The following is a 20,077-nucleotide window of genomic DNA, read 5'->3' as shown; positions in this document are numbered from 1 at the left end:
ATATCAAAACTGTTCTCCCTTCTCCAATCTATCCAGAAATTTCTCAGCAACTTCATACCATTTCCGCCTGATCGGTGCATCTTCGGGCTTTTCTGTCAATGTACGACCTTGTAATTCTGGATATTTATTGTAAAACAATTCATCTACTTTATTATAAAAAATATCCGGCTCGATGTTAAGATTTTTGCGGCGCTTGCCAATATTTTCTTGACGAGCGATGTCTGCATCTAAGGAGGGATCTGAAGAATGCGATCGGTCTGGAAATTTTGGAATTTCCGGTAATTTGGGGAGAGTCAAACCCGATTTTATCGCACTAAAAGCTAGAATACCCGGTAATAAAACAACACTTAAACTCCCTAGAATTTTCCAAGGAATTAACTTGAATTTGCTGGTGTTGTTGTTGATAATTTGATTGTTTTGGACAACAGGGGTATTGTTGTTGGTAGCTGTTTGAGTCCTTTGGTTGAAGGGGCGACCGACAAAGTTCATTGTCACCATTTGGGAGATCATGCTGCCAATTTGGGATAATTTTGGGTCTTTGAGTGCTTCGCGGACTTCTTTTGCAGACTGGTAGCGATCGCCCGGTTGTTCTGCTAGCATCTTATCCAACACGGTTCCCAGGTTTGGACTGACGGTGACGTGCGATCGCCAATCCCAAGTTTTGTTATGGATATCGTACAATTTCTGAGGTTTTTTGCCGCTTAGCAGCACTAAAGCCGTCACAGCTAAAGCGTACAAATCGCTAGCGGGAGTAACTTTTCCCAGTCGCATTTGTTCGGCGGGCGAATAACCTTGTTTGCCGATCGCAGTATCCGATTGTCCCCTAAACTGAAATAGGGCAGTTGCTGCGATTTGCTTGACTGAACCGAAGTCAATTAAAAATGGCAGTTTATCAGCAGTGTGCTGGATGATGTTGTCGGGGGAAACATCGCGGTGAATTAAATTGCGGGAATGAATGTATTCTAAAACGGGTAAAATTTGAAATAGCAGTTGAGTAACTTCAGCTTCGGTAAAATTGTTACCTTGCTGTTGGCGAGATATCAATATTTGTTCGTAGGTTTCACCGGGGATGTAGTCTTGGACTAAAAATAATGATGGATTACCGCCCAAATCGGTGCGAAGCAGTTCTCGAAAGCGGGGGATTTGGGGGTGTTGAAGATTGTAAAGCATATTCGCTTCGCGATCGAACAATTCGGCCGCTTTGGGGCTTTGAACCACGGGAGAAAATTCTTTGAGCACGCAGTTTTCGCCGTAGCGGTTGATATCTTCTGCGAGGTAAGTGCGCCCGAAGCCGCCGCGGCCCAATTCGCGGATGATGCGGTAGCGTTTTTCGAGGGTGGAACCAGGGGCGAGGAGGGATGAGTTTGACATAAACAACGGTGGATTGTTCGAGTTGGGGAGTCCCGGAGCACAGTATAGCTTATTTTAGCTAAGTTTGGTTGCAGGGGAGGGCGATCGATAGTTTGTTTTCAGGATAGATGAAAGAGAAGAGACAAAATCGTCACCAAATTAATAATTTTCTAGTGTTTTAATCTGTTCTATCAATGAGGATTGATAGCTTATTTTAGAACCTTCATCCGGTATAAATCCGATTCTATCGTCTACTTCTTCAAAGGCGGCGCGCCATTTCACTGTCCAACTTGCGAGAGCGTCACACTTGAATCTGTATGGATTATAGCTAAAATCATGAGATAAGTAACCATCTCCTAAGCAATACTCAATAAAATCTAAATTCGTTTTAACCTGTTCGAGTTCTTTAATGTCTTGGATTTTTATTCCCTGTTTTGTCATATTAAACAGTTCGTATACTAAGGCAATAATTTTATCTGCTTCAAACAAGAATGGGTAAAGTATAAGAGATCTAACTTGTGACTCTCCTAAAACATATTCTTTTTGAATTATTAATTTTTTATTAAAAAATTTAAAATCATCAGCTTTATTCCAAACTGCCTTTCTCAGACATATACAAGGTAATTTTTGGGGTTCGTTTTGCTCATCTTCACTGTTGGCAAATGCTCGGCTATAAACTCCCAAAAATTCCATTTTTGTTGATGAATCAACGAAGACCGAAGCCCACGGTTCAAAAACAATAGGTGAATCATGAAAACGAGCGCTGACTAACGTGACATCAGTAAGTTTTAAATAAGCAATTAGCTTCATTAATGCTGGACTTATTTTACTGGTTTTCCTTTTTTTTAGAAAAGCATTTTTGCCATCACTATTTTTTTCCCAAGGTAGTTCCAGCACGATCGAACCTCTTTTCTGAATGTTATAAATCTTTATACCTCGCGCTTCTTTATTCCCAGTCTAGTTCAAATACACCATAAATCCGCTGCTTATAACGCTTCTCTGAATCCAGATTTACTAATTGCCAGTCGATGACCTCTCCATCTTCGTTTAAATACACCTCGGCACCGCGTGGATATTCTTGCCCGTCGATCGTATGCACAGCAGACAGCACGATTACACTAAGTTTACCGTCGGGATACCGCCACACAACAAACTGCGAACAGCAAGGAAATCCTTCGATTGATCTATCTGCGTCTAGTTTCTGGGAATACTCCAACAATTTGCCAGTTTCATCAAAAGTCAGACGGCTATCTAACGGGTACAAAACTCCATCTATTTGAATATCGCAAGCTAGCGAAGCATTCAGCAACTGACCATTTTCGTGCAAGTAGACTATACGGTCACCAGGACAAGGAATACCATCCAAAACAGTTGTCTGGGATAGCCAGCAGAGTTTAAGCCGTTCGGAAGGAAAAAAAACTAAACTACGATCGCCCAAACAGGGAATGCCCTGAATCACGGCATCGCTGGCAAGTGTAGCATCATGAACGGAGCCATTTGGGAAAAATTCAGCATCCTCATCTAGGAATTCTATACCATTTACTATCATTATCCCTGTCACCTTATAAAAAAAGTCAACTACTGACATACACCAACTCTAATCATCATCAGTGCGACTTTATACCACTGTTGGAAAAATCAGTCCTCCCTAATGGGATAAATTATTTTCTCAGTTTCAGAGCCATCTTCATTATCTGTTATAAAAGAATGAAACTCTACTATAGGGACATCATTTTCTTTTTGCAACCTCAAAATTTCCCAAACAGCAGGGTTATCTTGTACCTTAGTTGTGATGACCATCAGCCAATACAATTTTTCTAAACCTCGAACGAGTCGTTCAGCAATTGTATTTTCACCTTGAGCCCAGAATGTAGTTGTAATTATTTTGGTGACACTTGCTTCATTATCAATTATCCTTAGTCTAGTATTTAGTACCTGTTTACGATCTACATTTAAGTAATCAATTACTTTATCGTATTTTGGGACACAATCCCATCTGATTTTCTCATCTAGATATAAATCAAAATAATTCTCAGGTGACATTTCAATAGTATGCCACTGAGTATCATTAATGAGCTTGTAGTCTATAAAAATAGAGACTGACATTAGTTAACTCCGTTTAATAAAGACGGAAGTCTTCACTACAAACGTCATAACAACTCCCGATGAGTAAATTCCCGAGCATCTTTCCCGACATAACTCGCAGCAATATGACCGTCTCCAACAACTCGATACTTATAGGTAATCAAACCCTCTAAACCAACCGGCCCGCGAGGCGGCATTTGCTGCGTGCTAATCCCCACTTCTGCACCGAAACCGTAGCGGAAACCGTCAGCAAATCGAGTCGAACAATTGTGATAAACTCCCGCCGCATCGACTGCATTTAAAAAAGTTTCGGCGGCTTCGCTGTCTTCGGTAACAATCACATCTGTATGTCTCGATCCGTAAGTATTGATGTGATCAATTGCTGCTTCCAAAGAATCTACTATTTTGATTGACAAAATCAAATCGCTGTATTCTGTAGACCAATCTGTTTCTGTCGCTTCGGCAATATTTTCTAAGATGCGGCGAGTTAGTTCGTCTCCCCGCAATTCGACTTTTTTCTGCTGCAAAGCTTGGGCAACAGCGGGCAGGAAAATGGGGGCGAGCTCCTTGTGAACTAACAAGGTTTCAATGGCATTGCAGGCGGCGGGATATTGAGTTTTGGCATCAACCGAAATCTCTACAGCTTTCTGAATTTCCGCTGCTTTGTCTGCGTACAAATGACAAATTCCGTCGGCGTGTCCCAACACGGGAATCCGGGTATTTTCCTGCACGAACCGCACGAAGGAATTAGAACCTCTGGGAATAATTAAATCTACGTATTCATCCATTTTGAGCAGTTCGATTGTTTCTTCCCGCGTGGTGAGCAACTGCACGGCTGCGGGATTAACCGCTGTTTCTGCTAATGCTTGATGGATGACTTTTGTCAAGATTTCGCAGGAACGGACTGCTTCTTTGCCGCCTTTGAGAATAACGCCGTTGCCCGATTTGATTGCCAAGGATACTATCTGAATTAACGCTTCTGGACGCGCTTCAAAAATAATGCCTAAAACACCCAAAGGACAGGTTACGCGCTTCAGAATTAATCCTGTGTCCAATTCGCGGTGGATTTGCACGGCACCGATCGGGTCTGGGAGTTTGGCAACATCTCGCACGCCCGCGATCGCACTTTTCAACTTGCTCTCATCCAACTTCAGGCGATCGTACAGCGGTTTCGCAATTCCATCCGCCTGGGCCGCCTTGCAATCAGCAGCATTCGCCGCTAAAATATCCGCAGCAGCAGCTTCTAAAGCTTTAGCAATAGCCTCAATCGCTTGATTTTTGGCATCAGCGGACAAAACTGCCAATTTCCTAGCAGAGGCGCGCGTTTTTTGGGCAATTTCAATAATCGACATGGCAGTAAGTTTTAAATAGTTTTCGGTTTTGAGTGGAGAATTGAATCCCCACAAATAAATTTAGCGGGCGGTTTTCAATCTTAAAAAAACAGACGAAATTATATATTTTTGTTGAGACTCCTTACCGCGATCCGTACTGACAGGTTAAAACAGTGAAGTATAGATAAAATCCCACGGCGATTACCATTTGTCAATAACCTTTGGAGATTATTATGCCATCTCAAGCTCCTTTACGCAAGGCAGGGCGATCGCCCAAAGCCGGCGTTAAATTAATACAGAAAACTGGCGGAAACCTCATTTTAGCTTCCGGTGTCACCATCACCCTGCTGTTTGGTATGGTGTTGGCGCTATCCTTAGCCTCGGTTTTGATTATCAACAGTCCCGATCCAGTGGCCGGATTGGCGATCGCACTTCCCATAACTCTAATTTTTAACATAGCAGCTTTTTTTCTATCGCCTTACTTAATGGACTTAACCCAAAATTGGCTTTACAATACTCGCTGGGTTTCCCTAGCAGAAATTGAAAACCTCAGTCCCGAAACCGCGAAAGTTATTAAGAAGGTTTGCAAACAGAAAAAACTGACTCAGCCACGGTTAGGAATTATTGACGACCAAAACCCTACTGCTTTTACCTACGGTTCCTTTCCTAACAGCGCTCGCTTAGTCGTTAGTCAAGGTCTTTTCACCTATTTAGACGACGATGAAATTGCCACTGTTTACGCCCACGAACTCGGTCACATCGTCCACTGGGACTTTGCAGTAATGACTTTAGCTTCGACTTTGGTACAACTTACTTACTTAATTTACACAACAGCTCAAAGGCTCGGTCGTAAGGGCGGCGACAAAGCTAAAGATGCGGCGGGTACTGTAGCTGCTGTTGCTTATTTATTTTACATTGCAGGCACTTATTTATTGCTGTATTTGTCGCGGACGCGAGAATATTTTGCCGACCATTTTGCCGCCGAAACTACCGGAAATCCCAACGCTTTATCCCGCGCGTTGGTAAAAATTGCTTACGGTATTTTGGAAGAAAAACAAAGAGGAACGGAACCCAGCCGCTTATTAGAAGGAACTCGCGCCTTGGGCATTTATGATGCCAAAGCTGCAACTTCTACTGGTACCGCTTACCGGATTGCGTCGGAACCCGAAAAGATTGGGCGAGTGTTTTTGTGGGATATGTTTAATCCTTGGGCTTGGTGGATGGAGTTGAATTCAACTCACCCGCTAACTGGTAAGCGAGTTCGCGCTTTGAGCAATTACGCAGAACAATTGGGTTTGAATATTGAGTTTGATATGGGCAGAATTGTTGGGGAAGGCCGCAAATTGAGCAAGCGGAAATTGTACGGCAATTTTGTGTTCGATTTGCTGCTGTACAGTGCGGAAACTCTGGGCTTGGCGGTGGGTTTTGCGATCGGCATTTCGCTGTCTGCTGCGAACCCGATGATGATGATTGCTTGTCCTTTCATCGGTTTGGGCGCGGGAATTTTGCTCAAAGCTTTGGTAATGTTCCCCAATTACGCACAAACAGAACAATTGGATGTTTTAACCTTAATGTCTGACCCTTATGCGAGTCCTTTGCGCGGTCAACCTGCGAAACTGGAAGGCGAATTAATTGGTCGCGGCGATGCGGGTTATGCCTTTGGTTCCGATCTCAAACTGCAAGACAAAACGGGAATGATTTATCTGCGCTATGCTTCTCGTTTTGGGCCGATTGGTAATTTTCTGTTTGGGATGAAACGGGTTAAAAGTTTGATTGGTATGGATGTTAGCGCTTTGGGTTGGTTCCGCCGGGGTGTCGCGCCTTGGATGGATTTGATTCGGCTTGAAAGCGATAGCGGTACGACGGTTAGCAGTTATCACCGTTTCTGGTCTTTTGTGATGGGGATTGGTGCGATCGCGATCGGTATTGCTTCTCTATTTGTGTCATTTCCAGCTTAAAAATATAAAGGATACTCCCAGACACAAAAACTCGATCTGTAGGGTGTGCAACGCGCACCTTACTATTGTTTTCTTTGAAAGGTTGTAACTGGTTACTGTCGAAGAGTCTGGGAACCCATCTAATATCAAATCCGGTAGCATCGGAATGATTCAGATATATATCCTCTCCCTCTGTGTACTCTGTGTACTAATAAGGTTAAATCATTCCGATGCAAGCGGAAACGACATAACGGCCGGAAAAATGATTGTTAGGGGGCGATTTTCTGTTTTTTTGAGGGGTATTTTTGATCGATCGTCGAAATATATAATTTAAATGGACAACAGCTTAATTGACCAGATATGATATAGTCCTACTTTTAAGAATCATATCAATTCCGGTTGCACTCATACATGACTGTTGACTGTTGACTGTTGACTGTTGACTGTTGACTGTTGACTGTTGACTGTTGACTGTTAAGAGGGCGGGCACTCTTGGCACCGCCCCTACTGACTGTTGACTCGATTTTATTATTCCGATACAACCGGAAACGATATCAGCTATTCCGAATCTCAAATCTCAAATCTCAAATCTCAAATCTCAAATCTTAAATGGTATTAATAGCCCGCTTGCACAAGTTTCTGACGGCGACTGTGGATGAAAAATCCCGATCGCACACAATATTTTGGTTGACTCTGAGCTTGACATTTGCCGCAGTTTATGGTTTTTTGGGTATGCAGCAAGCCTTCAGCGCCGAGTATGTGGTGCAAGACGATGCGAGGCAGCACGTTTTCTGGATGATGCGGTTTGTCGATCGACAATTGTTCCCCAACGATTTCATTGCTAACTACTTTCAATCAGTCGCCCCCGCCGGATACAGCACGCTCTACAAATTAGCAGCAACCATCGGCATTCACCCCCTATTATTGCACAAAATATTGCCGCTATTTCTCGGCTTAATCTCCACTTATTACTGTTTTGGACTTTGCCTAGAAATGCTGCCGGTGCCGCTGACTGGATTTATAGCATCTTTGCTGCTAAATCAGCATATGTGGATGACTGACGATTTGGCTTCCGCAACGCCCAGAGCTTTTATCTACCCGATATTTCTCGGTTTTTTATATTATTTATCCCGGAATTTGTTGCTGCCATGTTTGGGGGCTATCGCCCTAATCGGACTATTTTACCCTCCTTACGCCTTGGTTGCTGCCGGAATTTTAGTTTTGCGGCTGCTAGGCTGGGAAAACGGCCGTTTGCGCTTGTCGGGCGATCGCACAAATTACCTATTTTGCACTACAGGCTTGGGAATAATTTTTTTAGTAATGCTGCCCTATGTCTTAGATAAATCTGAATTTGGTCCGACTTATACCGCAGCCGAAGCCAAGAAAATGGGAGTATTTGCACCAGACGGCAGAAATGCTTTTTTTCGTCCCAATCCGGTAGATTATTGGCTGACTGGTAGGGGCAGCGGGATGTTTCCCAAGTCGCTGTTTACGCCTGTAACTCACTGTGTGGCGCTGTTATTTCCGCTGCTGCTGTTTTGGCGATCGGCCTTTCCCTTAGCGAGTCGCATTAGTAGCAAAATCTGGCTGTTACTTCAGCTATTTTTAGCATCATCGGCGATGTTTTTAGCGGCTCACGCTACCATTTTTAAGCTTTATCAACCTGGACGATATACTGCCTACAGCTTGCGATTTATTATCGTGTCGCTAACTGCGATCGTCCTAACGTTAATTATCGATGGAATCTGCCATTGGGCATCAAGAAACGAAACAACATTTCAATTCAAAAATTTAGTTGTACTAATTACCACAGCCATAATCCTTGCTGCCGTTGTTTTTTATCCCTGCTTTGTTCAAAAGTTTCCGATAGTCGGGTATATAGAAGGTAAAATGCCCAGTTTGTACAATTTTTTTCAGCAACAACCTAAAAATATCCTGATTGCTTCGATCGCCTCCGAAGCCGACAACATACCGACGTTTAGCCAGCGTTCTGTTTGGGTGGCAAAGGAATATTCAGTGCCGTATCAAAAAGGCTACTACAGCAGATTTCAGCAGCGAGTTAGCGATTTAATTCGCGCTCAATATACGGACGATCGGGCTGTTTTGCAAAACTTTATTAACAGCTATGGAATTGATTTTTGGATGCTCACTCGGAATGCTTTGACTCTGAAGTATGTAGAAGATTACGGCTGGATGGATGACTTTGATGGGACAGCGGAGGCGATGCTTGCTCTCAAACAAGGGAAAATTCCCGCACTAGCTCCAGCAATGACAAGTTGTGCTGTTTTTCAGAATGAAATATTAGTAGTTTTGGATGCGTCTTGTATTGTGAAAATGACTAAAAATTGAGTTTGTAGGGTGCGCAATGCGCACCAGTTGACTTAGACACCGGTGCGCAGTGCACTACAAATTATTCAATTTTACAATCTCAAATCGAATTACTGCTGTGTAGGGGCAATCCCCCCTGCGGTTGTTGCTCCTGATGGGTGATATTACGGATATCCTGCAAATAAATAAGCTGCGAAATTAAAGGTGAATATAGATCCGGGGTCAGCTTAGTAGAGAATGAAAAGTATACAAAGACCCGATCGCACATTTATTTCTTCCACAAAAACATGGCAACAGTTTACGTCAACCCGCAAACAGGTAGCGATGGAGCCGCCGGCAGCCAATCGGCGCCCTTGAAAACGATCGCCCGCGCGATCGCCCGCGCTGCATCGGGAACAATTATTCAGCTAGCACCGGGAACTTACAGCGCAGCCAGCGGCGAAAAATTCCCCTTGGAAATTCCCTCTGGAGTCAAAGTTATCGGTAGCGAAACTAACAAAGGAAGCGGCACTCTGATTCAAGGAAGCGGCAAATTTGTCAGTCCCACCGCAGCCAGTCAAAATATCACAATATTGCTAGCAACCGATGCCGAATTGCGCGGTCTAACTGTCACTAATTTGGAGAGTCGCGGCACCGGAGTCTGGATTGAGTCAACTTCTCCCACAGTGGCTAACTGCACTTTCACGCTTTGCAAGCGCGAAGGTGTTTTTATCACAGGTTCGGCAAATCCTGCGATTCTAGACAACAGATTTGTACAAAACTCGGCGGCTGGCGTAATTGCGGCAGAAACTGCTAAAGGCGTACTGCGGCGCAATGTTTTTCAAAATACAGGTTTCGGCATTTCTCTGCAAGATAAATCTGCTCCTTTGATTGTTGATAACCAAATTTTAGAAAATCGCTCCGGTATTGTTTTATCGGGGGAATCTAAGCCGGTTGTGCGGAAGAATCGCATTGAAAAAAATACCGAAGACGGTTTGACTGCTGTGGGGAAATCGCTGCCAGATATCGGTACGGCTCAAGATTTGGGGGGCAATATTTTTCGGGATAACGGCGAATTTGACTTGCAAAACGCGACTGGGGTAAAGATTTCTGCCTTGGGAAATCAGCTCAATCCGGCGCGGGTGAAAGGTTTATTTGATTTGGGTAATGTAACGCCGACTCCGACACCATCTCCGACTCCCACTCCGACTCCTGGCGGCGTAAAATTTAGCGACACCAGCACCCACTGGGCTAAGGATTTTATCGATCGCCTCGCTAAGATAAATATTGTCAGCGGGTTTCCCAACGGCACTTTTAAACCTGACGAGAATTTAACTAGAGCTCAGTATGCGGCTTTGCTGGCGAAGGCGTTTGAGTTGGCACCGCGCCGTGAAGCGACGGCTTTTAAGGATGTAGCGGCGGATTTTTGGGCGTATGGGGCGATCGTCAAAGCGAATCGAGGTGGGTTTTTGGCTGGATATCCCGATCTCACCTTTCGCCCAGAGCAAAATTTGACCAGAGCTCAGGCTATAGTTTCTTTAGTAAACGGCTTACAGTTGACTGGCGGCAATCCCAATTCTTTGAGCGTTTATGCCGATCGAGCATTGATTCCCAGTTTTGCCACCGACGCCACCGCCACCGCCACAGAGCGCAAAATCGTGGTCAACTATCCCGCCCGCGACAAGCTTTCCCCCGCCCGCGACATCACCCGCGGCGAGATATCCGCGCTGGTTTACCAAACCCTGGTAGCCACAAACCGGGCTGAGGCAATTAACTCTCCTTACATCGTCTAAGGCCATTGGGATTACCCGAATCCTCTGATGATTGTCGAACTCAACATTGCGAACCCTTTTTTAAAGGCTCGCAATGTACTAAAGTGAAAAGTTAAGAAATTAAGTAATCCTTAAGGTTCGACTGTGAAATTATGGCTAAAATTCAATTTTCCCGTGGTATTGACGAAGATGTGCTGCCAGAAGTTCGCCTAACCCGTTCTAAAAGCGGAGCTCAAGGTACGGCCACATTTATCTTTGCAAATCCCAAGGCTCTCAGCAGCACCAGTACCCAAGAGATTACTGGAATGTACATGATCGACGAAGAAGGCGAAATCATGACTCGCGAGGTTAATGCTAAGTTCGTAAATGGTCAGCCTGCGGGTTTAGAAGCTCTTTATCTGATGAGAAGTGCTGAAGAATGGGAGCGTTTTATGCGTTTCATGGAACGCTACTCCGCAGCAAACGGCTTAGCATTTAGCAAGGCATAATGGGTAGTTGGTGATTGGTAATTGGCAGAGCGCCAGTTGCCAGTTGCCGATTACTTAAGATACTAAACCATGACGCAAATTCCTCACCCAGATTTATCAAAAATAGTGGTAAATTGTGCGATCACTACTATTAGCGATACGCGCTCTGCTGACACAGATAATAGCGGCTTGTTAACTAAGAAGTTGCTAAAAGATGCGGGTCACTCTGTGGTAGCTTACACTGTTGTTAAAGATGATGCGGCCAAAATTGTATTGCAAATGCAGGCTTTTTCCCAGCGTGAAGATGTGGATGCAATCATTTTTAATGGCGGGACGGGCATCGCTCCCCGAGATACGACTTATGATGTGATGGAGAGTTTGCTCGACAGGATTTTACCGGGATTTGGGGAGATATTTCGGTTTTTGAGCTATCAAGAAATTGGTTCGAGGGCGATCGCCTCTCGCGCAGTTGCAGGCGTGTATCAAGGCAAGTTAGTCTTTTCTCTTCCCGGATCTAGCAATGGTGTGAAACTAGCTGTGGAAAAGCTAATTTTACCAGAATTAGTTCACTTGGTGACGCAGTTGCGCGGAGGGTGATATCAATTCTGGTAACACCGGAATGATGGCGAGTGGGAGGTGATCCGTGGGGGAATGTGGAATTGCGCGACCTTGACTTGATCATTTCCATGCAACCGGAAACGATATGAGGTCGCTTTCTTCAATCTCTTCAATCTCTTCAAACTCTTCAATCTAAAATCTAAAATCTCAAATCGACTGACTGCATTCACCGCAAGAAACGGGTGGCTTTGAGCCGACTCTATGGCTAAAGTAAGGAAACATCAAAATTCCCTTGACTTAGATAGATGATTTCGATGCAGAATGCGAGTGTCTATGCTAGCGAAGATTATCACCGGATTGCTCGGGCGATCGCCTTTATGCGACAACACCACCTAAACCAGCCCAATCTGGCAACTGTGGCCCAGCACATAGGACTTAGTGAATATCATTTTCAACGGCTATTTACTCAATGGGCCGGCATTAGCCCCAAGCGGTTTTTGCAATATCTGACAGTTGAATATGCCAAGTCAAAAATCACTCAGACTAAAAGCCTTCTAGACCTAACATTGGACGTGAGACTATCGAGTCCCGGACGATTGCACGATTTATTTGTGAACTTGGAAGCAATGTCACCAGGGGAGTTCAAAGCAGGCGGAGCAGGTTTGCAAATTCGCTATGGTATTCATGATACCCCCTTTGGCACATCTCTAATTGCTACAACTGCCCGTGGTATTTGTAATCTTTATTTCTTGGATACAGCCGACGAACAAACTGCCGAAAAAACACTGCGATTAACATGGAAAAACGCTGAAATCATTCGCGATGAGCAAGCCACTCAATCATTGCGCGACCTGATTTTCAATTCAGAAACTTTCAGCGAGCAAAAACCACTAACGCTGTTGGTAAAAGGCACTAACTTTCAGATCCAAGTTTGGCGAGCACTTTTGCAATTGCCCTTTGGTGCGATCGCCACCTATCAAACTATAGCTCAAATGGTAGCACGCCCAACTGCTGCTAGAGCTGTAGGAAATGCGATCGGTAAAAATCCGATCGGCTATCTAATTCCGTGTCACCGAGTCATTCGAGAATCTGGAGAAGTCGGTGGCTATGGCTGGGGAGTAGAGCGTAAAACAGTCATGTTAGGTTGGGAGGCTAGCCAGACAATCTCCGCAACCACCCTCGCAGGAATAGAGCGCTCTAACGGTGTCAATCACCCGCCGCAGACTACCTCCGCTCCTAACACATAACATCTGTGCGATCGCGCGCGGGAGTTGTCGTGCTGCGTCGCCTAAAAACTTTTAAGAACCTCCGACTTCAATCACTTCCCCCGGAGTAATGATATTCAACACGTTACGAGCATCTGGTATTAGAGGAAGTAAATCAGGAAGTCTGTTGCTCGATGCTACAAGAACAATAACGGCGACTCCAGCTTGCTGCAAGTTTTGCTGATAGCGCAAATTTTGATCGGTGGTGAGCAGAATGGTGAAGCCCTCTTGACTCATAAGCCGCAGCAATTCACCGTTCTTTTTTCCTGACCATCCCATCTCAACAACTGTGGGTATCTCATAATCAGCAAATTCACGCTTTAAAGGGCGCGGGGCACGTTCATCAAGCAGGATTCGCATAGGCACTCAGCATTTCCTTTGCTAATTCAAGAGCTGCAATTGTCTGTTCCCGACTGACACTAGGGAAATGGTCTAGAAATACCTCTAATGAATCACCAGCCTCAAGATAATCAAGTAGGGTTTTCATTGGCACACGAGTCCCAACAAAAACAGGGGTTCCCCCCAGAATATCGGGGTCGCTATGAATAACACGGGATGTTAATGTCATAACAAATTTAGCCAACGGGCTACCAGCTTTTACAACAATTGTATCCCAAAGTCATTTGATTTTCGTGAGCAGAATGCCAAACCAAACGATCGCTAGCATCCATTTCATCTAAAACTACAATTTTTAGCAGTTTAGGCTGGGAAGCTAGCCATACAATCTGCGATCTATCGGGATAGCATTACTATTTTTGCTACTTGCCTTCGCAATAGATCGCAGATAAATTTCAGGGTGCAAGGTCGATCGATATACACTAGAAAGATTGTGTATCGCCAGTTTTTCAATGACGCTGCCTACCGGATCTCGTTCTCCTGCTTTGTTCCAAACGCTTTCGCTAGTAGCTGACCCGATCGCATTTTTCGATCGCTATTCTGCCAAATACGGCGATACATTTACCGCCCGCGTGTTGGGGCCCTCTTCGCCCCCCGTGGTGTTTCTGGGCCGTCCAGAAGCGATTCAGGCGGTGTTTACGACGTTAGCCGATGCCTTTGAGTTTGGCAAAGTGACCAACATATTTCGCCCCTTGGTGGGAAATGAATCCCTAATTATGAATGAAGGGCCGCGACATCTGCGACAGCGACAGCTATTAATGCCTGCGCTGCATCGGGAACAGTTGCACAGTCAAGGGCATTTGATTGTTGATTTGACGAAAAAGCACACGATCGACTGGAAAGCCCCAGATGCGATCGCAGTCCGCGAAGAAATGTTAGAAATTTCGCTGGAAGTAATCTTGCAAGTCGTGTTTGGATTAGTGCCGGGAGAGCGCTACGAACGCCTGAAACAATTGCTCAGCAACCTTTTAGAGGCGATTACCTCTGAACTGTACTCGATACAATTTTTCTTTGAACCGTTGCAGCAAAATTTGGGATCTTGGAGTCCGTGGGGGCAGTTTTTGCAGCAGATGGCGCAGATTGACTCGCTGATTTATGCAGAAATTGCCGAGAGGCGATCGCATTCTCTCGATTCGTCTCGCACGGATATTCTGTCGGTGTTGATGATGGCCCGCGACGACAGCGGCGAATCCCTCGGCGATCGAGAATTGCGCGATCAGTTGATGACGCTGTTGTTGTTGGGACATGAAACAACTGGATCGGCGTTGACTTGGGCGTTTTACTGGCTGCATCAGTTTCCCGAATGCCTTGCTAGGTTGCGGAAGGAATTGGATGAATTGGGCGAGAATCCCGATCCGATCGCGCTTTCGCAGTCGCCCTACTTAACAGCAGTCTGCAAGGAAGCGCTGCGGGTTTATCCAATTGCCTTAATTTCGCAGCCGCGCAAGGTGAAACGGACGATCGAACTCGAAGGCTATACATATCAACCGGGAACGATTTTAATCCCCTGTGTCTATTTGGCCCACCGTCGCCCTGAAACCTACGAAAATCCGGCTTTATTCAATCCCGATCGCTTTTTAGATCGCAAGTTTTCCGCCTCTGAATTTTTACCGTTTGGAGGCGGGAGTCGAAGCTGCATCGGGATGGCGTTATCGATGTTTGAAATGAAGCTCGTTTTAGCAACGGTACTGTCTTCCCGTGAGTTTGTATCGAATCTCGATCGGCCAATTCGTCCAGTGCGCCGGGGAATCACCTTTGTGCCACCCGATCGGTTTCGATTAACGGTTGTGGGCGATCGGCGTTAGATTCATTGCAGTAAAACGCCGTGTGAAGCAAGATATGTTATTCGATGAAAATCCCAGCAACTTTGTCTCCATTCATAGTCATGTGTGCCACAAATTCATCTCCACCATCTTCAAAACTCAGCTTCCACAAATAAATCGGAGAATTACCTTGTTTTATCTCACCAAAATAAGTAATAGAGTATCCCTTTTGCAGGCGTGAAGCGAGCAGCTCGCTAACATCGTCAAACATTTGTTGTGTAATGCCCGCTTTGTAGCCTGCATCACCGACTGTGGTAAAAAGCTCGTAATTTTTCGATGCAGTGGCATCCAAGATAACCTGCAAACAATCGAGGATGTTTTGAGAGGGGGCTGTCGGGTTCATGATGATGTCCTTCTTTTAGGGTTCTATCAAAATGTTCTAGCTCAGACTGCTGTCTAACTGTGTTAATTGTACCGCTAGTGCGATCGAATCCAGTTTTGGAGCGTCATTGACCGCCAACACCATCCGCTTAGCTCAGCCGCTACGAGCACTTTTTCCTTCTCCCAGATCCAGCCCTGTTAGTAGATTGGAGCGATTTTTGCTTTTGCAATTATTTTAGGCTTGACATCTGTAACCTCATAGGTTACATCAATAAAGTAATCTCAAAGGTTACAAAAACTTTTAATTAATATATATAAGTGCTATGAACTGGATATTCAGCCTTGATAGAAGGATGATTTCACATGATACAAACTTTTAAAAATAAAGCAGTAGAAAGATTATTGAGAGAAGGTAATGCAAAAGGAATTCCTACAGAACTCGAAAAAAGGACAAGAGCAAGACTTGAAGTAATAGATACAGCAATAATTATAGATGATATTAGAATACCAGGCTATGATTTACACGAACTTAAAGGTGATAGACAGGGAACTTGGTCAATAAAGGTATCAGGTAACTGGCGTATAACTTTTACATTTCAGGATAACAACGCATACGATATAGATCTCGAAGATTATAACTAGCCCATAAAACAAAATCTAAAAATTTAACTTAAACCGAAAGGAGAGTTGCATGAAAGACATACAAAACATTATTCAAGGGAGGAAAGTCAGACCAGTACATCCGGGCGAGGTCATTTCAGATGTGCTTGAAGATATTGAAATGACTCAAACCAGGTTTGCTGAGATACTTGGTGTATCCCGCCGTAGTGTCAACGAAATTGTTTTAGGTCAAAGACCAATTACAGTAGACATGGCAATTCGGATTGGGAAAGCGTTAGGGAATGGCCCTCAACTTTGGCTTAATCTTCAGCAAAAAGTTGATATCTGGGATGCAGTGCAAAAACACAGTGAAGAGTACGAAAAAGTATCTACGGTAGCATAGCGGGATATGTTAATCTCAGTAAAAAGAGCATAGGGCGGTTGAAACCGCAACTATACAAACGAAGTCCGCGCAGGCGGACTTCGAGATCGAGGAAGTATTTAACCAGGATGGGGTATCCTGTAAACAGGAACGATAACTTTTGCAACACGATTGTTAGGGTGCGGATTGACAAAAACAGCAAACCTCTTCAGAAGGGAATCTCATCCCACTTTGCTTGAACTTCGTCTTGTTCGTCAACTTCTGATTGTTCTGCTTCAATGGCTTCTATAAACTTAATCGCGCTTGAAACATTGTTAAATATCAGAACACTCTCATGATAATTCAAAATAGGATTGTCATGAGCCAGACTTTGGTGGTTTCTAACATGATTAAAATCATCCAGAATTTTAGTCGAATGTTTTAGAATCTTTTCGGTCATTTGTGACTCAATAAAGCGGTTCTGTCTTAGATAGTTTACATATTCTCCAAAAAGGCTATGCAATGGTTTGTTTTTGTCATAACTGATCCCATGTTTATTGCATAGCTTCTTTGTATACTTCACCATATAAGTATGGAGTCTATCTAATGCTACTTCTGGCTCATTATTTTGAATACTTTCCCTTATTGATTTTGCTAATACAGAAAACTCTTTGTCATTAGAATATGGTTGAATTGCATCAATATTTTCAACAATGCTATCTTGCTTAAGTCGTTCTGCTATTGTATAGCAATCATCAAACAAGGCTTGCTCGGCTTGGCTTATTTCTATGTAATTTATCTTTTTTTTTGTTGTCCAATATTCCAACAAATCTGAAATTAATTTTCCAACAGTATAGTTAGATTCTTTAGCCCAAAAGGTCCTTAATCGATTAGCTTTAGATCCGCTAGCGTAATCGTACTTGCCGTCATATATGTTAATCTTTGTATTTTCAATTATGAATTCCCGGAAAGTTCTGTCGGTAAAATCAAGAACATAACCACCTTCCATCTCAAACATTTTTTCAAGTTTTACTTTATCAAAGCTCGACAAGTCAGACATTTGCAGTAACCTGTTAATTCATAATTGATTGTAACTACTCAAGACCAATTAGATATGCGCTCGCTTTACTGCTTCCTGATGAGCCTCGGAGCCTGATACATAGCTTTACTGGAAGTTCCTCAGCCATAGGATGAAGCAGGCTAACTATTAATTGTACCGCAGTTGCGGTATAATAGACTTAAAATTTTTATTATACCGCAAACATTTTTAAAACATCAAACCGGACTATTTATTGCCTTAGCAACAATAGTCCGGTGTCGGACTGTATTGCAAGTGATTGTCGGCGCAGCAAAACCAGAATCAACTAAAGCTTGCTCAATATCCAACCCAAAATACTGATCCAAATAAGGCTCCGTACTCTTGAGCAAAGTCAAAATGTAAGGAGGCATTTTGGCATAAACTTCCGACCGAGGATTCATATCCATAATTGTCAAATGTCCGCCAACACGCAGCAAACGCCTCGCTTCCCGGAACACTTCTCTAGTAGCTTTCTGCGGCAATTCGTGACAAACTAGACAAATAGAAACTAAATCAAAAGCAGCCGCCGGCAAACCAGTAGATTCAGCAGCAGCGTGAACCCAAGTCGGAGATTTTTGATTTAAAGATTGGGATTCTCGCTGCTGGGAACGGTATTTAGCAACTGCTAAAAAATAAGGCGACAACTCCACCCCAGTCATCTTCGCTTCCGGGTAAACCTCGCCAAGAGCAAAGGTACTCATTCCCACACTGCATCCCAAATCAACAATATCCTGCGGTGAAGAAGCAATTTGAGATTTGATAATTTCGTGATAGCTGGCGCGGAGTTTAGCATCGCCTTCTGCACCCGCTTCCGGCCAAATTCCCGCGTGAACTGTACGGGCGGCTACTTCAACTTCTGTAGCAGCTTCCCAGCTCATATTACCTTGTTCGTAAGCGTGAAATGAAGTTAGATAATATTTCGGGTAAACCAGATCTGGATTTTGGACGCTGAGCAATTCTGCATCCCAATTTCGAGCTAAAAGTGCTTGGGCTTCTTGTCGCCAATGCACTCCGATTTTTTCGGCTCTTGTTATCATCATTTCCCGCGCTTGGTGCTTGGCTAGATTAGCCAAAGGTTTGATGGAAAGGATGCCATTTACTAAACGCGAAGCTAATCCTGGAGTTTTGTTAATTGCAACCGTCATATTTTATGTGTTTCTATTTTGCGCCATCTATTTTAACACAGTGCGAGGATTTTGAGTTGTTCGATATAATGAAACTTAACTTGGTGAGGGCGAGTGAAATGCAAATGTTTTGGGGGAAAGACTTTTTTTAATGAACCGCAGAGGGCGCAGAGAACGCAGAGGAAGAAAAGAGAGAAAAGATAAGAGTAGGGCAAAAGTGGCTCGGCTGGTATAATATTTATTTGTGCTTGCCTACTTAGTTCTGGGGAATTCATCTGGAATCTGGAATCGGATTTGCCGAAGTTGGAGTATTTGGAAGAACACTTTAAATCTGGCTATTAAGGAGTTTGTGATGAGCAAATCTATTGTGGAATTGGTTGACAATTTGCCGTCTGGTGGCGTCACTGTGAAGATGTTAAAATCTCTCGATTTTGTGGTTCCGGGAGAGTGGAACAATCTGACGGGTTTTGATAATACTATTGAAGCGGTGACAGGGGAAACAAAGCGCAAATTAGTGGGGAAAATTCGCGATCGCGCGATCGAGCTTTACGCCAACCCCAACGAGCCATATCAAGGCGTAGTCAGGCTTTACCAGTTAGCAGACAGCGCCGACAGTGCGTTAGGTGCAACGGCTATGGCGAATAAAATCGGCGAAAACATCGGCTTTCTTTCCTTTCTCAACCGCCTCACTCCCAAAGCTGACACAACTCAAACGATCGACTTGTGCGTCAAAGTGGCGATCGAGCTAATTGCCTACTGCAAACTTAACAATATTTCCCTTGACAATGTGGGAAGCTTTGGTAATTATTTATCTCATTACAAAGGCGAATCTCTGATGCGGATGGCTGCTTTAGTTTGTGCTGACGGTTTAATTCCCCTTGGCCCGGACTTCATTAGAGTAGCACAAAATACCATAGGCGGATTGAATCCTTCAACCTTGCAGCAAAACTCAACATTCCAAAATATCAGCAACCTAATTCCCGGCGCAAATAATTCACAAAAGTTCGGATTCGTGACAACAACTTTCGCTTCAGCCCAAGGTTGGATGAACAATTTAGTACAGTCTCGCGGCTTAACTCCGGCCATAGTTTTAGGCCATCTCAAACAATACGTTGATGTTACTGATGACAAATTGGATTATGTGGCGGCGTTTTTAGACATGACTACCAATTATTACGAACATACGGGAATTCAGACGGTTGCTCGCCAATTGATCGATCGAGCTTATGCCGAAATAGCCTTTGGCAGATTCTAGAAAAATCGTTCCCAGGCGAGGGAAAACAGCGAGGCAGAGCATGGTAA

General features: G+C 44.0%; 20 protein-coding genes. 10 read left to right on the top strand and 10 right to left on the bottom strand.

The genetic code is table 11. The features are described from left to right. Positions 1-3: 3 nt before the first annotated feature. From QT998_RS12335 to QT998_RS12315, 5 genes are all read right to left on the bottom strand, one after another. Positions 4-1,371 carry a serine/threonine-protein kinase gene (locus QT998_RS12335; protein WP_333116859.1) on the bottom strand — a complete coding sequence of 456 codons (1,368 nt, stop codon included), beginning with the start codon at positions 1,369-1,371 and terminating at the stop codon, positions 4-6. A gap of 138 nt (positions 1,372-1,509) precedes the next feature. Further along, on the bottom strand, positions 1,510-2,247 hold the full coding sequence (locus QT998_RS12330; RefSeq protein ID WP_333116862.1) for a hypothetical protein: 738 nt from the start codon (positions 2,245-2,247) through the stop codon (positions 1,510-1,512). Positions 2,248-2,296: 49 nt separating this feature from the next. Then, the gene (locus QT998_RS12325; protein ID WP_333116864.1) at positions 2,297-2,938 is read right to left on the bottom strand and encodes a hypothetical protein; all 642 of its coding nucleotides are present in this window, start codon (positions 2,936-2,938) and stop codon (positions 2,297-2,299) included. A gap of 50 nt (positions 2,939-2,988) precedes the next feature. After that, entirely contained in the window at positions 2,989-3,456 is a 468-nt protein-coding gene (locus QT998_RS12320) for a hypothetical protein (protein WP_333116865.1), read from the bottom strand. A gap of 44 nt (positions 3,457-3,500) precedes the next feature. Then, positions 3,501-4,787, bottom strand: a complete 1,287-nt coding sequence (locus QT998_RS12315; RefSeq protein WP_333116869.1) for a glutamate-5-semialdehyde dehydrogenase — start codon at positions 4,785-4,787, stop codon at positions 3,501-3,503. A gap of 212 nt (positions 4,788-4,999) precedes the next feature. Between QT998_RS12315 and QT998_RS12310 the strand changes: the two genes are divergently transcribed. The 6 genes from QT998_RS12310 to QT998_RS12285 all read left to right on the top strand — a co-directional run bounded on the left by QT998_RS12310 (position 5,000) and on the right by QT998_RS12285 (position 13,054). After that, entirely contained in the window at positions 5,000-6,724 is a 1,725-nt protein-coding gene (locus tag QT998_RS12310; protein ID WP_333116872.1) for a zinc metalloprotease HtpX, read from the top strand. Positions 6,725-7,312: 588 nt separating this feature from the next. Continuing rightward, positions 7,313-9,052 (top strand): hypothetical protein, encoded by a 1,740-nt coding sequence (locus tag QT998_RS12305; protein ID WP_333116874.1) that lies wholly within the window; start codon positions 7,313-7,315, stop codon positions 9,050-9,052. A 266-nt stretch (positions 9,053-9,318) separates the two neighbouring features. Further along, positions 9,319-10,803: a DUF1565 domain-containing protein gene (locus QT998_RS12300; RefSeq protein WP_333092859.1), complete on the top strand. Its 1,485-nt coding sequence runs from the start codon at positions 9,319-9,321 to the stop codon at positions 10,801-10,803. A 131-nt stretch (positions 10,804-10,934) separates the two neighbouring features. Then, positions 10,935-11,270: a photosystem II reaction center protein Psb28 gene (psb28, locus tag QT998_RS12295; RefSeq protein WP_333092860.1), complete on the top strand. Its 336-nt coding sequence runs from the start codon at positions 10,935-10,937 to the stop codon at positions 11,268-11,270. Between the two features lie 69 nt (positions 11,271-11,339). Beyond that, positions 11,340-11,846, top strand: coding sequence for a MogA/MoaB family molybdenum cofactor biosynthesis protein (locus QT998_RS12290; RefSeq protein ID WP_194066283.1), 507 nt, complete (start codon positions 11,340-11,342; stop codon positions 11,844-11,846). Between the two features lie 275 nt (positions 11,847-12,121). Next, complete coding sequence (locus QT998_RS12285; RefSeq protein WP_333116877.1) at positions 12,122-13,054, top strand: bifunctional helix-turn-helix domain-containing protein/methylated-DNA--[protein]-cysteine S-methyltransferase; 933 nt, start codon at positions 12,122-12,124, stop codon at positions 13,052-13,054. A gap of 51 nt (positions 13,055-13,105) precedes the next feature. On the opposite strand, the gene QT998_RS12280 is transcribed toward QT998_RS12285, so the two are convergent. Next, the gene (locus tag QT998_RS12280) at positions 13,106-13,432 is read right to left on the bottom strand and encodes a hypothetical protein (protein ID WP_333092892.1); all 327 of its coding nucleotides are present in this window, start codon (positions 13,430-13,432) and stop codon (positions 13,106-13,108) included. Further along, complete coding sequence (locus QT998_RS12275) at positions 13,416-13,640, bottom strand: DUF433 domain-containing protein (protein WP_333116879.1); 225 nt, start codon at positions 13,638-13,640, stop codon at positions 13,416-13,418. Before QT998_RS12275 ends, QT998_RS12280 begins: the two co-directional genes overlap by 17 nt. Before the next feature lie 280 nt (positions 13,641-13,920). Between QT998_RS12275 and QT998_RS12270 the strand changes: the two genes are divergently transcribed. Further along, positions 13,921-15,273 carry a cytochrome P450 gene (locus tag QT998_RS12270; RefSeq protein ID WP_333116881.1) on the top strand — a complete coding sequence of 451 codons (1,353 nt, stop codon included), beginning with the start codon at positions 13,921-13,923 and terminating at the stop codon, positions 15,271-15,273. Between the two features lie 37 nt (positions 15,274-15,310). Here QT998_RS12270 and QT998_RS12265 read toward each other — a convergent pair whose 3' ends face one another. Beyond that, positions 15,311-15,634 carry a hypothetical protein gene (locus tag QT998_RS12265; RefSeq protein WP_333116883.1) on the bottom strand — a complete coding sequence of 108 codons (324 nt, stop codon included), beginning with the start codon at positions 15,632-15,634 and terminating at the stop codon, positions 15,311-15,313. Between the two features lie 341 nt (positions 15,635-15,975). Between QT998_RS12265 and QT998_RS12260 the strand changes: the two genes are divergently transcribed. Continuing rightward, the gene (locus tag QT998_RS12260; RefSeq protein ID WP_333116886.1) at positions 15,976-16,254 is read left to right on the top strand and encodes a type II toxin-antitoxin system RelE/ParE family toxin; all 279 of its coding nucleotides are present in this window, start codon (positions 15,976-15,978) and stop codon (positions 16,252-16,254) included. 49 nt (positions 16,255-16,303) lie between these two features. Next, entirely contained in the window at positions 16,304-16,615 is a 312-nt protein-coding gene (locus tag QT998_RS12255; protein ID WP_333026536.1) for a HigA family addiction module antitoxin, read from the top strand. Between the two features lie 187 nt (positions 16,616-16,802). Here QT998_RS12255 and QT998_RS12250 read toward each other — a convergent pair whose 3' ends face one another. Both QT998_RS12250 and QT998_RS12245 read right to left on the bottom strand, forming a co-directional pair. After that, positions 16,803-17,633, bottom strand: a complete 831-nt coding sequence (locus QT998_RS12250; RefSeq protein ID WP_333116888.1) for an abortive infection family protein — start codon at positions 17,631-17,633, stop codon at positions 16,803-16,805. A 215-nt stretch (positions 17,634-17,848) separates the two neighbouring features. Further along, positions 17,849-18,796 (bottom strand): class I SAM-dependent methyltransferase, encoded by a 948-nt coding sequence (locus QT998_RS12245; RefSeq protein WP_333116890.1) that lies wholly within the window; start codon positions 18,794-18,796, stop codon positions 17,849-17,851. A gap of 331 nt (positions 18,797-19,127) precedes the next feature. On the opposite strand from QT998_RS12245, the gene QT998_RS12240 reads away from it, so the two are divergent. Then, a complete protein-coding gene (locus tag QT998_RS12240; protein ID WP_333116892.1) occupies positions 19,128-20,030 on the top strand; it encodes a hypothetical protein in 903 nt (300 codons plus the stop codon). The last annotated feature ends 47 nt before the right edge of the window (positions 20,031-20,077 follow it).

The sequence above is a fragment of the Microcoleus sp. S1D4 genome, assembly GCF_036700765.1.
In the GTDB taxonomy this organism is placed as follows: Bacteria; Cyanobacteriota; Cyanobacteriia; order Cyanobacteriales; family Microcoleaceae; genus Microcoleus.
Note: the sequence above shows the minus strand (reverse complement) of the source record. Positions and strands in the feature narration are given on the sequence as shown.